Annotated in this window: 15 protein-coding genes; 3 read left to right on the forward strand and 12 right to left on the reverse strand. The window is 66.7% G+C overall.

The features are described 5' to 3' along the window. Positions 1-229: 229 nt before the first annotated feature. The 4 genes from nth to dapB are packed head-to-tail and all read right to left on the reverse strand — an operon-like array spanning position 230 to position 4,114. Positions 230-973, reverse strand: a complete 744-nt coding sequence (gene nth, locus ACRYLT_RS12520; protein ID WP_482664421.1) for an endonuclease III — start codon at positions 971-973, stop codon at positions 230-232. After that, on the reverse strand, positions 970-2,037 hold the full coding sequence (locus ACRYLT_RS12525) for a pyridoxal phosphate-dependent aminotransferase (RefSeq protein ID WP_482664422.1): 1,068 nt from the start codon (positions 2,035-2,037) through the stop codon (positions 970-972). Before ACRYLT_RS12525 ends, nth begins: the two co-directional genes overlap by 4 nt. After that, a complete protein-coding gene (locus ACRYLT_RS12530) occupies positions 2,034-3,383 on the reverse strand; it encodes an APC family permease (protein WP_482664423.1) in 1,350 nt (449 codons plus the stop codon). Before ACRYLT_RS12530 ends, ACRYLT_RS12525 begins: the two co-directional genes overlap by 4 nt. After that, complete coding sequence (dapB, locus tag ACRYLT_RS12535) at positions 3,380-4,114, reverse strand: 4-hydroxy-tetrahydrodipicolinate reductase (RefSeq protein WP_482664424.1); 735 nt, start codon at positions 4,112-4,114, stop codon at positions 3,380-3,382. Before dapB ends, ACRYLT_RS12530 begins: the two co-directional genes overlap by 4 nt. A gap of 680 nt (positions 4,115-4,794) precedes the next feature. Between dapB and ACRYLT_RS12540 the strand changes: the two genes are divergently transcribed. Next, positions 4,795-5,115 (forward strand): GIY-YIG nuclease family protein, encoded by a 321-nt coding sequence (locus ACRYLT_RS12540; protein ID WP_482664425.1) that lies wholly within the window; start codon positions 4,795-4,797, stop codon positions 5,113-5,115. Positions 5,116-5,641: 526 nt separating this feature from the next. After that, complete coding sequence (locus ACRYLT_RS12545; protein WP_482664426.1) at positions 5,642-5,842, forward strand: hypothetical protein; 201 nt, start codon at positions 5,642-5,644, stop codon at positions 5,840-5,842. Positions 5,843-6,020: 178 nt separating this feature from the next. Here ACRYLT_RS12545 and ACRYLT_RS12550 read toward each other — a convergent pair whose 3' ends face one another. Together ACRYLT_RS12550 and ACRYLT_RS12555 are read right to left on the reverse strand one after the other, a co-directional pair. Continuing rightward, complete coding sequence (locus tag ACRYLT_RS12550; protein WP_482664427.1) at positions 6,021-8,579, reverse strand: TonB-dependent receptor plug domain-containing protein; 2,559 nt, start codon at positions 8,577-8,579, stop codon at positions 6,021-6,023. A 300-nt stretch (positions 8,580-8,879) separates the two neighbouring features. Beyond that, positions 8,880-9,152 carry a hypothetical protein gene (locus ACRYLT_RS12555; RefSeq protein WP_482664428.1) on the reverse strand — a complete coding sequence of 91 codons (273 nt, stop codon included), beginning with the start codon at positions 9,150-9,152 and terminating at the stop codon, positions 8,880-8,882. A gap of 126 nt (positions 9,153-9,278) precedes the next feature. On the opposite strand from ACRYLT_RS12555, the gene ACRYLT_RS12560 reads away from it, so the two are divergent. Continuing rightward, entirely contained in the window at positions 9,279-9,983 is a 705-nt protein-coding gene (locus ACRYLT_RS12560; RefSeq protein WP_482664429.1) for an NAD-dependent deacylase, read from the forward strand. A 33-nt stretch (positions 9,984-10,016) separates the two neighbouring features. Here ACRYLT_RS12560 and era read toward each other — a convergent pair whose 3' ends face one another. The 6 genes from era to ACRYLT_RS12590 all read right to left on the reverse strand — a co-directional run bounded on the left by era (position 10,017) and on the right by ACRYLT_RS12590 (position 14,259). After that, positions 10,017-10,910 (reverse strand): GTPase Era, encoded by an 894-nt coding sequence (gene era / locus ACRYLT_RS12565; RefSeq protein WP_482664430.1) that lies wholly within the window; start codon positions 10,908-10,910, stop codon positions 10,017-10,019. Then, positions 10,907-11,593, reverse strand: coding sequence for a ribonuclease III (gene rnc, locus ACRYLT_RS12570; RefSeq protein WP_482664431.1), 687 nt, complete (start codon positions 11,591-11,593; stop codon positions 10,907-10,909). Before rnc ends, era begins: the two co-directional genes overlap by 4 nt. Continuing rightward, positions 11,581-12,423 (reverse strand): signal peptidase I, encoded by an 843-nt coding sequence (gene lepB / locus ACRYLT_RS12575; protein WP_482664432.1) that lies wholly within the window; start codon positions 12,421-12,423, stop codon positions 11,581-11,583. The genes rnc and lepB overlap by 13 nt, the downstream gene beginning before the upstream one ends. A 95-nt stretch (positions 12,424-12,518) precedes the next feature. Further along, positions 12,519-12,662: a hypothetical protein gene (locus ACRYLT_RS12580; protein ID WP_482664433.1), complete on the reverse strand. Its 144-nt coding sequence runs from the start codon at positions 12,660-12,662 to the stop codon at positions 12,519-12,521. Next, on the reverse strand, positions 12,659-13,849 hold the full coding sequence (locus tag ACRYLT_RS12585; RefSeq protein WP_482664434.1) for an MFS transporter: 1,191 nt from the start codon (positions 13,847-13,849) through the stop codon (positions 12,659-12,661). The genes ACRYLT_RS12580 and ACRYLT_RS12585 overlap by 4 nt, the downstream gene beginning before the upstream one ends. After that, positions 13,846-14,259, reverse strand: a complete 414-nt coding sequence (locus tag ACRYLT_RS12590; protein WP_482664435.1) for a MarR family winged helix-turn-helix transcriptional regulator — start codon at positions 14,257-14,259, stop codon at positions 13,846-13,848. Before ACRYLT_RS12590 ends, ACRYLT_RS12585 begins: the two co-directional genes overlap by 4 nt. Positions 14,260-14,284 lie beyond the last annotated feature (25 nt).

Genomic DNA, 14,284 nt, shown 5'->3' on the forward strand with positions numbered 1-14,284 from the left:
TTCCGGGTCGTGCTGCCGGCGCATTTGTCGGCGGATGAGGAAGAGTCTCTCTCCTTCGACAGGCTCAGGACAGGCTTCGACAGGCTCAGGACAGGCCCTTCGACGGGCTCAGGACGGGCCCTTCGACGGGCTCAGGACAGGCTCAGGACACCCTTCGACAGGCTCAGGGCGAACGGAGCGGGGTGCAATTCGACCGGGGGCGAGGCTGGGTTCCAGAACTCAACCTTTTTCAAGTCGGCTTCGAAGCTGCGCGCGCGATCCTCTTCCTTCCCGCCGGTTTCGGCTTGGCCTTTGCCGTTTTCGCCCTGGCGCGGGCGATTGCTTCCTCCTCGCTGCCCGGTGGCGGGGTCTTGGGGCGGAAGCGGCACAGGTCGGCGACGACGCAGCGCCAGCATTCGGGTTTGCGCGCCTTGCAGACATAGCGGCCGTGGAGGATCAGCCAGTGATGGGCGTGGCGGCGCCAGGGCTGCGGCGTGAGGCGATCGAGCTTCGCTTCGACCTCGTCGACGTTCTTCCCCGGAGCGAGGCCGGTGCGGTTGGACACCCGGAAGACATGGGTGTCGACGGCGAAGGTTTCGGCACCGAAGGCGCAGTTCATCACCACATTGGCGGTCTTGCGGCCGACCCCGGGAAGCTGTTCCAGGGCGTCGCGGTCGGCCGGGACCTGGCCGCCATGCCAATCGATCAGCGCCTGCGACAGCGCAATGACGTTCTTTGCCTTGGTGTTGAACAGGCCGATCGTCTTGATGTGCTGCTTGAGGCCCTCCTCGCCGAGCGCCAGCATCTGCTCCGGCGTCTGCACCTTGGCGAACAGGTCGCGGGTGGCGAGATTGACGCCCGAATCGGTCGCCTGGGCGGACAGGACGACGGCGACGAGCAGGGTGTAGTCGTTGACATAGTCGAGCTCGGTTTCCGGCTCGGGAATGCGATCGGCGAGGCGCCGGAAGAATTCGTCGATCTCCGCCTTCTTCATCGGAGCTCGTCCAGAGCGGCGCCGAGCCGGCGTAGGCCTTCCTCCAGAGTGTCGGTGGCGGCGCCGATGCCGAGACGGAAATGGTCCGGCGCCTCGAACCAGCGGCCGGGCACGATCGATGTGTCGTATCTTTCGCGAAGACGGCGGTCGAGCTCATCCACGCTGCCGCGCTTCAGCCGCGGGAAGAGGGTGATCCCGTAAGGGCGGGGAACATGGTCGATCTCCGGCCGGTCGGCGAGAAAGGCCTCGGCCAGAATGCGGTTGCGATCGAGCAAGGCGGGCGTCCCGGCCCTGATCTCGTCCAGCCGTTCGAGCGCCAGGCAGGACAGTCGCTCGTCGGCATGGGGCTGGGAGACTCCGAACAGTTCGTTCAGCCGCCACATCCGTTCGGCAAGCTCCGGTTCGGCCAGGATCCAGCCGCAGCGAAGGCCGCTGAGGCCATAGACCTTGGTCAGGCTTCCGGTGCAGACGAAGCGATCGTCGATGAGGGCGGCGGAGCGGGCGCCGGGCACGGCATCGAGGAAGATCTCGTCGACCAGGATCCGGACTCCGAAGCCGGCGATGCGGCGAAGCACCGCTTCGTCCGCCCAGGCGGCGGAGGGATTGTGGAGGTTGGTAAGGACGATCAGTCGGGTTTCGGGGGTGAGGCTTCGCTCGACCGCGTCGGGATCGAGCCGGAAGCCGTCCTCGGCCCGGCGATCGAAGCGATTCACCCGGGCGCCGCAGAAAAGGATGGTCGCCAGCAGCGGCTCGTAGGTCGGGCGTTCGACGAGCACCTCGTCGCCCGGAGCGATCAGGGCGGCGAGGGCGAGATAATTGGCCATGGAGGCGCCATTGGCCATCACCACCCGTTCGGGCGCGACTCCGGCCTTGTCGGCGATCGCCCGGCGAAGCGGCGGGTAGCGATGGTAGCTGGCGCCATCGAGCTCGAGATCCTCGATGGCGATCGGGAAGCGATCGAGCCGGAAATGCTCGACCTCGCTGGAGGCGAGGTTGAAGCGCACCGGCGCGCGCGTCTTCGCCCAGTGCATGTAGCCGGACTGAATCACCCGATCGCCGTTCATTCCGATTCCCTGCCGCGCTTGCGCAGCCAGTAGAGGCAGGCGGGGATTCCGGCTAGAAGGATCAGGAAGCCGACCGCGCTGTTCACCGGATTGGCGATGATCGTCGCCGCCACCACCAGCCAGCAGGCGGCGACGAAAAAGCCGGTGGTGAAGGGGTGGCCCGGAACGCGGAAGCCCGGGCTGTCGGCCAGGCGGCGGCGGTAGACGAACAAGGCGGCGCCGGTCAGTCCGAACCAGATGAAATCGACCGACACGACATAGCTCAAGATCTGTCCGTAGGTGCCGGACAAGGCGATCACCATCGAGGCCGCGCCCTGGAGCAGGATGGCGAAGATCGGCACATGGGTTCGCGGATGGACTCGGGCGAAGCGGCGGAAGAAGAGCCGGTCTTCGGCCATGGCGAAATAGACGCGCGGAGTCGTCAGCATCCCTTGGCTGAGGAAGCCCAAAGCGGAGATGGCGATCCCCAAGGCGATCAGAGTCGCTCCGGTTTCGCCGAGCGCGAGCCGCATCACCGAGGAAGCGGGAGTCGGCGTTCTGGCGAGCCCGGTGGGCCCAAGCGCATAGACGCAGACGAAGGCGACGGCGGCATAAAGGAGGACGACCCCGCCGACCCCGAGCAGGAGGCCGCGCGCGAGGTCGCGGCGCGGATCGCGCATCTCGCCGGCGACGAAGCCGGAGGTCTGCCAGCCGCCATAAGCGAACATCACCGGAGTCATTGCCGCGCCCAAAGCGGCGAGAAGGCCGAGCGACGGCGGCGGGGCGGAGGTCGGCGGAGCGGTATATTCGGGATGGGCGCCGGCAAAGACCAGGCCGCAAAGCACCAGCCCGGCGATGGCGCCGATCTTGAGGATCATCAGCAGGCTCTGGACATTGCTTCCGGCGCGGACCCCGAAGCAGTTGATCAGGGTGAGCAGGGCCAAGGCCGAGACGGCGATGGCGGATTCCGGAACGGCGAGCTGGGTCAGATCGGCGAAATAGCGGGCGAAGGTGACGGCGACCGCGGCCATTCCGCCCGACTGGATGACGAGCAGCAGCGACCAGCCGTAGAGAAAGGCCGGCATCGGCCCCCAGGCGTCGCGAAGATAGGCATATTGGCCGCCCACCTCGGGCCGCCGGGCGGCCAGCTCGGCATAAACGAGCGCGCCGACCATCGCGATCGCTCCGCCGACCAGCCAGGCGCCGACGATCAGCCAGGGCGTTGAAACATGCCTCGCCACTTCGGCCGGATTGACGAAGATCCCGGCGCCGACGATCCCGCCCATGACGAGCATGGTGGCATCGAACAGGCCCAGGCGCCGGACCAGTTTCGGCGCTCCCGGCGCGGGCGAGCGGCCGTCGCTCATTCCAGCCCCAGCACGTCCTTCATCGAATAGAGGCCCGGCGGCCGGTCCTTCAGCCAGAGCGCGGCGCGAACGGCACCGCGGGCGAAGATCTCCCGGCTTTCGGCGCGGTGGCCGAGCTCCAGCCGTTCGCCTTCGGCCGCGAAGACCAGCTGATGGTCGCCGGCGACCGAGCCGCCGCGAAGGGCGGCAAAGCCGATCCGGCCGGATCCGCGCGGGCCGGTAATGCCGTCACGGCCGCGATCGCTCGCCTGGGCCAGGTCGATCCCGCGCCCGTCCGCGGCCGCGGCGCCGAGCATCAAGGCGGTTCCGGACGGGGCGTCCGCCTTGTGGCGATGGTGCATTTCGACGATCTCGATGTCCCAGTCCGGCCCGAGGCGGGCCGCCGTCTCGCGCACCAGATGGGCAAGAAGGTTCACTCCGAGCGACATGTTGGCCGACTGGAGAATGGCGATCCGGTTCGAGGCCTCGGCGATCGCCGCCCGGTGCGGCTCGGCCAGGCCGGTGGTTCCGATCACGATCGGCGTTCCAGCGGCGAGGGCGGCGCCGAGATGCGCCTCGAGAGCGTCCGGGACCGAGAAATCGACGAGGACGTCGCAGTTTTGGGCCAGGGCCTCAGGGTCGTCGCCGCGGCCGGCGAGGCCGCCGATCCGGGCCTCGCTTTCCTGATCGACGATGGCGGCAATGGCCCGGCCCATCCGGCCCGACGCGCCGAGGATCCCGATCCTTGTCATCCCGTCTCCCGCTCCTTTCGCGCTACATGCGGGAGGCGGGGTGGCCGCGCAAGCGTTCGGGTTCTGGTTGGGGGCCATGGCGGCTGGGTCGGAGGTCCGAAGGAAAGGAGAGGGCTTCGACAGGCTCAGCCTGAACGGAGGGAGCTGCCGCTCGGGATGGGCTTCCAGGCTCGGCCTGAACGCGAGGGTGGGGGTGCCGTTGGGGAGCTTGCCTTCTCGGACATGATCCGTTCGGGCTGAGCTTGTCGAAGCCCTCCCTTTCCGTTCGCGCTTTCTGCTGGTTTGAGCGGGCCATGACCTGCTGGTCGCAGGGGGTTCCCCACCCGCTACGGAGCGCTGCAGACCGAAGGCAAGGGGGAGATCTCCAGCTCCTTTCGCGCTTCGTTCGAGGCGAGGCGGCGCCGTGAGTTCTCGGGTTCTGGTTGGAGGCCGTCGCGCCTGGCTCGGAGGTTCGAAGAGAAGGAGAGGGCTTCGACAGGCTCAGCCCGAACGGGAGTGGGAGGTCTCCCTTCGATGGGCTTCGACAGGCTCAGCCCGAACGAAGGGGGTCTGCCGCTCGGGATGGGCTTCCAGGCTCAGCCTAACGCAAGGGTGGGGTGCTGATGGAGAGCTTGCCGCCTCGACCTGGTCCGTTCAGGCTGAGCTTGTCGAAGCCCCTTCTTTCTATACTCTCAGTGCCCATGACCTTCTGGGCCTATATGCTGCATTGCGCGGACCGGAGCTTCTATGTCGGGCACACGGAAGGTCTCGACGAGCGGGTTGGGGCGCATCAGTCAGGGTTGATCCCCGGCTATACGGCAACGCGCCTGCCGGTGAAGCTCGTCTGGTCGCAGGAATTCTCCACCCGCTATGAAGCCTTGCAGGCCGAACGTCAGATCAAGGGCTGGAGCCGGGCGAAGAAGCTGGCGCTCATCCGAGGCGACTGGACCGCGATCAGCGCCCTGGCGCGAAACTCTGAGGAGAAGGAGAGGGCTTCGACAGGCTCGGCCCGAGCGGAGTAGGCCGAGGTGGGAAGAGAAGAAGAGGGCTTCGACAAGCTCAGCCCGAGCGGAGTAGGCCGAGGTGGGAAGAGAAGAAGCGGGCTTCGACAGGCTCAGCCCGAACGGAGGAGGAGCGCTGTTTGAGAGCTTGCCGTTTTGACCTGGGCCGTTCGGGCTGAGCTTGTCGAAGCCCTCCCTGTCCGTGTGCGGCTTTCAATAGTTTCAGCGGTCATGACGTGCTGGGTCGAGATGCTGCGTTGCGTGGATAGCAGCTCAGCGCCTGGTTCGGAGCTCCGAAGAGAAGGAAGGGGCTTCGACAAGCTCAGCCTGAACGGAGGGGGAGGACGGGCTCAGCTTGAACGCGAGTAGGTGCGCCGTTCGTGCGGACCTGAGCGGTGCGACCCTCCTTCCGCCCCTTCGGGCCGAGTTCGTCGGACGACTGATCCGGCAGGCCGGGATGGGCGAGCGGCGACCTCGCCGGCATTGGCTGGGGAACAGGCCTTGCGGCCCAGCGTTGGGGTTCCGCAACGAACAAGGAGGCTCTGTTATGGCCGAGCGTGAAAGAGAGACTATCGTCACCACCGATCGTGGCGGGGGTGGCGGAACCATCCTGGCCGTCGTCCTGCTGATCGCGCTGATCGTCGTGCTGTTCCTGCTGTTCGGCGGCAATCTGCTCGGCGGCGGCGGAACCGAGAATATCGACGCCGACATCAAGGTCGATACCCCGGCCCCCGGCGGCGGCGGCTAAAGCCGCGGGCGGGCCGCAAGGCCCGCTTGGTCGAACCCCCGCGATTTCGGCAAGGCACAGCCGGCCCGACCGGCTTTGGGCCGAACTCGCCTCAATCCCGCCGGGAGCGACCCGGAGGCGCTGAAACCCAGCGCGTCCCGAGCCGCTCCCGGTACCCCGTTCGAGCCTTTCGGCCCGGTCAGAATTCCACGGACACCCGGCCGTAGAGGAACCGACCGTTGAAGCCGAACGGCGAGAATTGGGAGTAAGGGAAGAGATAGGGCGTGGAGCCGAACGCACCCCCCGCCGGAAGCCGGCTTGGATAGACATCGAACAGGTTGTTCGCACCCACCGCCAGTTCGATCGGGCCGAACGGCCGGGCGCGAAGCTCGACGTCCGTCACCCATTTGGGCTCAAGAGTGAAGTCGGTCGCCGCGGTCGAGCCGGGGACGAGGACGCTGCCATAGCGGTTGGTCCGGATCGTCGCTCCGAAACGGCTATAGTCCCAGTCGAGCCCGAGATTGAGCTTGCTGCTCGGCTGTCCCTCCTCGATCCGGAGCGACTCGACCCGGCCGAACAGGGTCAGTCCGGGAAGCGTCGGAAGAACGGCGCGATCGGAAATCCGGGTCCGGTTCCAGTTGTAGCCGGCGGTGAGGGTGAAGCGGCCGAAGCCGGTTTCCGGGATCCGCCAGGTGCCGACCACGTCCAGCCCTTCGGTTCTGGTGTCGATGCCGTTGATGAAGAAACGTGCCGAGCTGACATTGTTGAAGCCGGCCGCCTGGAGAAGCGCCCGGACGGCGGGCCCCTGCAGGTTCTCGGTGACGACGATCCGGTCGTTGATGTCGATATTGTAATAATCGACGGTGACGTTGATCCGGCTGGTCGGCGTGAAGGTGGCGCCGATGCCGAGATTGATCGAGCGTTCCGGCTCCAGGTCGCGCGAGCCCAGGGCCCTGGCGACGGGGCTTGCGACCGGGAAGGTGCCGACCTCCAGCAGAACGCCGTTGACGTTGTTGGTCGACGTCGTGGCGTAGAATTGCTGGTGGAGCGAAGGCGCCCGGAAGCCGGTCGAGGCCGAGCCGCGAAGCGCGAACCATTCGACCGGAGCGAAGCGCGCCGCGACCTTGCCGTCGAGATTGCTCCCGAAATCGGAATAATGTTCGAACCGGCTGGCGAGCTGGACGGTCAGCTGGCGGCTGATCTCGGCATCCGCCTCGGCATAGACGGCCCAGCTGTCGCGGCGCGCATCGACCTCGTTCTCCGGCCGGAAGCCGGGGAAGACCTGGGCGCCGGCCGCGGCGCCGAACGGAGCGGCGGCGAACGGTCCGGCCGCATAGCTTTGCGGCTCGCCGGCGACGATGTCGAAATTTTCGTGCCGATATTCGGCGCCGAAGGCGAGGGAAAGGCCTTCGACCACTTCGCGCTGGATGTCGAGATTGACGACATGCTGGCCGAAGCGAAGCCCGCCTGCGTCGAATTCGGTCTGGCTCGCCGCGCCGAACGAGGTGTTGAAGCTGTTGGCGACCCCGAAATCGAAGCCGTTGTGGCCGTAGACGTGGCTGACGTCCCAGTTCCAGCCGAGATGCTCGCCGCGAACTCCGGCGGCGATCGAATAATCCTCGATCCGGCTGGTGATGAAGGGAAGGAAGCCTTCGGGGTAGAAGGGCACGAAGCTTGTCGTCGAAGCCGAGAAGTTGCGGTTCCTCGGATCCAGCGCCCGGCGGAAGAAGCCGGCGGTTTCGCCTTTGCGGTTGCTGTAGCTGCCGAAGGCGTAGAGCTCGATCCCGGAGCCGAGCTCGGTGCCGGCATTGGCGAACAGATTATAGTCGCGAGTTTCCGCATCGCCGAAGCGGTGGTTGAGCCGGTCGAAGGTGAATTCGCGCGGATCCGAAGCGCCGCCGACCGTCGGGAACTGCCGGCGCGGATCGTAGCCGGCGCGGTTGGTGGGATTGCGGTCCTTGAATTCGCCGGTGAGGTTCAGGAAGCCGGTCGGCCCGATCTGGAAGCCGTAATGGGCCGCCAGGGTCAGGGTCCCGCCATCGTCCGCCTCGCGATCGCGGCCATCGCTGGTGAGGACGAAATTGCCGTCGGAGTCGAGCCTCGGTTCGCCATTGGCGAGGCGCTCGACTCCAGTGACGGCCGAAACGCCCTCGATCGAGCTGATATAGCGGCCATAGGTGGCCTGGGCGCGGGCGCCCGGGCGGCTCCGGAGCTGGACGTTGATCACTCCGGCAATGGCGTCCGAGCCATAGTGGGAGGAAGCGCCGTCGCGGAGCACCTCGATCCGGTCGATCGCCAGCGGCGGAATGGTGTTGAGATCGACCGCGGCGGAGCCCCGGCCGACCGAGCCGTTGATGTTGAGCAGGGCGGAAGGGTGGCGGCGCTTGCCGTTGACCAGGACCAGGGTCTGGTCCGGCGAGAGGCCGCGAAGGGTGGCCGGCCGGACGGTATCTGTGCCGTCGGTAACCGACGGCTGGGGGAAGTTGAACGAAGGGACCAGCTGGTTGAGGATCCGGTTGACCTCGGTGTAGCCGGTGTCGGTGAGCGCCTGGCCGCTGATGACGTCGATCGGCACCGGGCTTTCCGCGAGCGTTCGGTCCTGGCGGCGCGTGCCGGTGACGATCAGGGTCGTCTCGGCCTCGGCGGCGATCGGCTCTTCGACCGGCTGCGGCTCGGGACCCGGGTTCTGGGCGATGGCGGGCGCCGTCGACAGGGCAAGGAGCGAGAGGGAGGCATATTTCAAGACAGCCGATTTCATCTTCTTTTCTTCCTCGACAAGAGCCGCGTGGTGGCGGCGAATTTCCGCCAGCTAGTGCGGTGTCTCGGAGGAAAAAGGGGCTGAATTGCAGGTCGAGCAAAGATGTTCGGACTGTGCTTTCTTGGCAACAAGCCTCTGTGAACAAGGGGTTTTCGAAGGAATTACCATCCGTACCCAAATCTGAGCATAGTTGTTCCAAGCTGAGCCGCGATTTCAGCAGAAAATGATCTTCCGACCTATTGCGGGCGCGGGGCGGGTATCCCGGGAGGCGTAGGCTTTTCCCGCCGTTCGCCGACTTGATCAGCTGATTCGACCGCCCTGGGCCGACAGTCTGAGTCCCCGAGCGCGCTTCAAGATGAGCTCGCGACGTCGATCGCGGCCCACGCCTCTGAGTTCGTTGGCAAGCCGGGCGGCATCGGCTTGCGGGACTCCGTCATACATTTCGACGTAGCGGAAGGCGGGTATCGTGCGGCCCAGCACATCGACGGCGCCCTCGACCGTTCGCTGCCGATGGAGGAGCACGAACGCATCCCACTCACCGCTTTCAACCTGAATGCCAACCAGGATCGCCATGGCCAGGAAGGCGCTAGCGGCACCGGGTCCGCAGATAAACCAGGCGCCGGTCGCGCTGAGATACGAAATCGGATGTCGCTCTTCGACCGCTAGCGGACACAAGCCGCGCCATCTAAGTGCAGCCCCATGACCGACCTTCGCAACATCGTCATCCTGACCGGCGCCGGGATCTCGGCCGAAAGCGGGCTTGCGACCTTTCGCGGGCCGAACGGTCTTTGGGAGGGGCACCGCGTCGAGGATGTGGCGACGCCGGAGGCCTTTGCCCGCGATCCGGTGCTGGTCCAGGCCTTCTACGACGCCCGGCGACGGCGGCTGAAGGAAGTCGAGCCCAACGGCGCGCACCACGCGCTGGCGCGGCTCGACCGGGAATGGCCGGGCGAGCTGCTGATCGTCACCCAGAATGTCGACGATTTGCACGAGCGGGCCGGTGCCAAGCGGGTGCTTCACATGCATGGCGAGCTCAAGTCCGCCTGGTGCCTCGGCTGCGACGCCCGGATGCGCTGGGAAGCGGACCTGGGCGACCACCCCGCTTGCCCCGAATGCGGCGAAGCGGGGCGGCTGAGGCCCGACATCGTCTGGTTCGGCGAAATGCCCTATGAGATGGAGCGGATCGACCGGGCGCTGACGGACGCGGACCTGTTCGTTTCGATCGGAACGTCCGGCGCCGTCTATCCGGCCGCCGGCTTCGTCCAGACCGCCCGCTATTGCGGCGCCCGGACGCTGGAGATCAACCTCGAGCCCAGCCTCGGCAGCTATCATTTCCACGAAAGCCGGACCGGAAGAGCAAGCGCGCTGGTGCCGGCTTGGGTCGAGGAGGTGCTGGCGTTGTAGCCATGACGCCGCCAACGAGCGGCGCGGCGAGCCTCATTCCACCCAGTCGAGGCCGATCTCGCGGTAGAGGCCTCGATCCTCCTCCCATTTCGGGTTCACCTTGACGTGGAGGAAGAGGTGGACCTTGCGGCCGAGAAGGGCGGCAAGCTCCTCGCGGGCGCGGCGGCCGATTTCCTTGATCCGCGTGCCGCCCTTGCCCAGCACGATCGCCTTCTGGCTGTCGCGGGCGACAAGGATCTGCTGGTGGATCGCGACCGAGCCGTCGGGCCGTTCCTCGTAGCGCTCGGTTTCGATCGCGCTTTCGTAAGGAAGCTCGGCATGGAGCTGGTGGTAGAGCTGCTCGCGGGTGATCTCGGCGGCGAGCATCCGGTCGGTCGCGTCGGAAACCTCGTCCTCCGGGAAGTGCCAGGGGCCTTCCGGAACCCGCTCGGCCAGCGCCTGCTTGAGGTCGGCAACGCCGTCACCGGTGGCGGCCGAGACCATGAAGATGCGCTCGAACGGCGCTCGCGAATCGAGCTCGGCCGCAAGCGCCAGGAGATCGCCCTTGTTGACGAGATCGACCTTGTTGAGGACCAGGATTCTGGGCTCGGAACGCTCCTTCAGCCGATCGAGCATCTCGCCGACGCCGCGGGTGATGCCCTGCTGCGAGTCGACGACGAGGGCGATCAGATCGGCATCCTGGGCGCTGCCCCAGGCGGCGGCAACCATCGCCCGGTCGAGCCGCCGCTTCGGCTGAAAGATCCCCGGAGTGTCGATCAGAAGGATCTGGGCCTCGCCATGAAGGGCGATGCCCATCAGCCGGGTTCGGGTCGTCTGCGCCTTGGGGGTGACGATCGCGACCTTCTGCCCGACGAGCGCATTCACCAGAGTGGACTTGCCGGCATTGGGGGCGCCGACCACCGCAACGAAGCCGCAACGCTGGGTCATGCGGCCTTGCCTCCGGCCTGTTCGAGCAGCGCCTGTGCCGCCGCCGTCTCGGCATCCTGCTTGGACAGGCCTTCGCCGCGGGCGCTTCCGAGGCGCGGCACCGTGACTTCGACGATGAAGGTGGGCGAATGCTGCGGCCCGGAGCGGCCGACCAGCTCGTAGGCGGGCGGCTTGTAGTCGTTGGCGGCGGCCCATTCCTGGAGCGCGGACTTGGGATGCTTGGGCGCCTTCACCTGGTCCGTCAGCCGCGGCGCCCAGAGCCGTTGAACGACCGATTCCGCCGCCTGGTAGCCGGAATCGAAGAAAATCGCCCCGATCAGCGCCTCGACCGAATCGCCGAGGACATTGTCGCTGTCGAACGCGCCGTCCTCGAGCGCCTGCTTGCCGAGGCGCATCCGCGTGGGAAGATCGATCGCCCGTCCGACGGCGGCGCAGGTCTGGCGCGAAACGAGATCGTTGAGGCGGCGCGACAGCTTGCCTTCCGGTTCCTCGGGGAAGAGCTCGAACAGCCAGGACGAGACGGCGAGGCCGAGCACCCGGTCGCCGACGAATTCGAGCCGCTCGTAATTGTTTCCGCTCTTGCTCGAATGGGTCAAGGCGAGCTCGAACAGAGCGAGGTTGCCGGGCCGGTGCCCGGTCTTTTCCTCCAGCCAGTCGGCCAGGCTTCCGGTCACCAGGTCCATCCGATCCGTTCCCATCGGGCGGCGCCGAACCAGGTCCAGGGCAGAAGCCATTGCGAGGATCCGTCGGTCGACCAGAAGGCGATCTGGGCCTTGCCGAGCAGATTCTCCACCGGAAGGAGGCCGACGCCGCCCTTGGAGACATCGAAGCGACTGTCGAGGCTGTCGTCGCGATTGTCGCCCATCACGAAGACCTGGCCTTCGGGAACGACGATCGGGGCGATGTCGTCGCCCGGACTGGCTTCGACCTGGTCGATGATCTCATAGCTCCGGCCGCCGGGGAGGGTTTCGCGGAACCGGGGGTAGGCGCAGACCGTCCCGCCTTCTTCGCCGGGCATCTCGCGAACCGCCGGGCCGAGCGCCCGGCAGGGGCTGTTCTCGCTGACCGGCATCGGAAAATCGGCGATGCGCTGGCGCGGCAGGGGGCGTCCGTTCAGGACCACATGGCCGCCCCGGACGCCGATCGTGTCGCCGGGAAGGCCGATCACCCGCTTGACGAAATCCTCGTCGCGGCCGGGGTAGCGGAAAACGACGATGTCGCCGCGTTCGGGCAGGCTGGCGAAGATCCGGCCGTCAAAGCCGGCGATTCCGAACGGGAAGGAATAACGCGAATAGCCGTAGGACCATTTGGAGACGAACAGATAGTCGCCGATCAGTAGGTTGGGCAGCATCGAACCCGAGGGGATCGAGAATGGCGCGAACAGGAAGCTTCGAAGCGCCACCGCGGCAAGAAAGAGGATCAGGAAGAAGCGCAAGGTCTCCCACCAGCTTTCCTGCTTCTTTTCCGGCGCCGACGAAGCGGGTTCGACAGCGGGCGGGGAATCCTTCTCCATCGCCGCCGCTTTCGCTTGACCCTGCCAGCCGGTCAAGCGTCAGAGCAGAAGGTGCGATTCCGAAAACGCGCCATTGGCCGATTTTCCGCGGAGCTTCAGAAACAGGCGGCGATGAAGCCGGACAGCCAGATCGGAGTCGCCTGATCCTTCCACAGCCACAGTCCGAGCGCCGCCACCGGCAGGAGTGCGAGCGGCGCAAGCCACAGCCCGATGCGGTTCCAGAGCCGGCGCAGCCTCATGCCGGCTTCAACCGGGCGACGGGCGTGTCGCGGATCGGCAGGTGGACCAAGGCGGCAAAGACGGCGAGAGCGATCGAGGCGCCCCAGGCCCAGTCGTAATTGCCGCTCCGGTCGTAGAAATAGCCGGCCGCCCAGGCGCCGAAGAAGCTGCCCACCTGATGCGAAAGAAAGACGATCCCGTAGAGCGTCGAAAGGTAGCGGACCCCGAAGATCTGGCCGACCAGGCCGCTGGTCAGAGGCACGGTTCCAAGCCAGAGGAAGCCAAGGGCGCCCGCGAAGGCCAGGGCCGAAGCGGGCGTGAGCGGCGCCAGCAGGAACAGGACGATGACGATTCCGCGCGCCGCGTAGAGGCCCGACAGGACGTAATTCTTGCGCCAGAAATCGCCGGAAAGGCCGAACAGGTAGGAACCGAAGATGTTGAACAGGCCGACCAGGGCCAGAGCGCTCGCTCCGATCCCCAGGCCGAGGCCCTTGTCGTCGAGATAAGCGGGGAAATGGGTGGCGATGAAGGCGATGTGGAAACCGCAGACGAAGAAGCCGGCGTTGAGCAGCCAGTAGCCGCGATGACGGGCGGCTTCGGCCAGCGCTTCCTTCATCGACTGGGCCGGCTCGGTCGAAGCCGCGGCCTTCGGCTTGCCGGCGACTCCGAAAGCGAGGACAGCGCAGATCGCGACGAGCCCAGCAAGCGCGATCAGAGCGAGCCGATAGCCGAGATCGGTGAGGAGCATCTGCGCGACCGGGACGACCAGGAACTGGCCGAGCGAGCCGCCGGCGGTGACGATCCCGAAGGCGAGGCCGCGACGTTCCGGCGGCACCACCCGGCCGACCGCTCCGAGGACGATGACGAAGGTCGTCGCGGCGAGCGCAACTCCGACAAGGAAGCCGAGGGTCAGGTGAAGGCCGAGCGCGCTTCCGACCCAGGCCGCGCCGGCCAGGCCGGCGACGTAGAGAAGGGTTCCGAAGAAGACGACCCGGCCGGCGCCGTGCCGGTCGCCGAGCGCTCCGATGAAGGGCTGGGCAAGGCCGAAAACGAGATTGCTGATCGCGATCGCGAGACCGAAGCTTTCGCGGCCGATCCCGAGCGACACGCTCATCTGCGGGAGGAACAGCCCGAAGGCCTGGCGAACCCCCATGGCGAGGGTGACGATGAAGGCGGCGCAGGCGATGACGATCCAGGGTCTTTTCATGAGCGCAGGGCCTCCACGCGATCGAGAAGGGAAAAGAGCGTTTCGTGATCCGGCCCGAGCGCCTGTGCGACGCGCGCCTGCGCCTCCTCCCAACACGGCTGGGCCTTGCGCATCGCCGCTCTGGCCTCGTCGGTCACGCAGACGATCCGAGCGCGCTGATCCTCGCCCGGACAGGATTTGACGAAGCCCGCCTGTTCCAGCGGCCGAAGGGTTCGGTTGAGGGTGGTCCGATCATGGCCGGTCGCGGCGGCAAGCTCGCTGAGCGTGCAGGGACCGGCGCGCTGAAGCATCCGGAGCAGCGAGAATTGGGCGACGGTGAAGCCCGAAGGCGCGAGCGCCTCGTCATAGAGCGAGGAAAGGATCCGGGCGGATCGGCGAAGCTTGGCGCAGGCGCAGGCGGTCGCGAGCATTTGCGTGTAGATACACCTATCTCGG

It is taken from the genome of Sphingosinicella sp. SM1-17 (assembly GCF_056821765.1).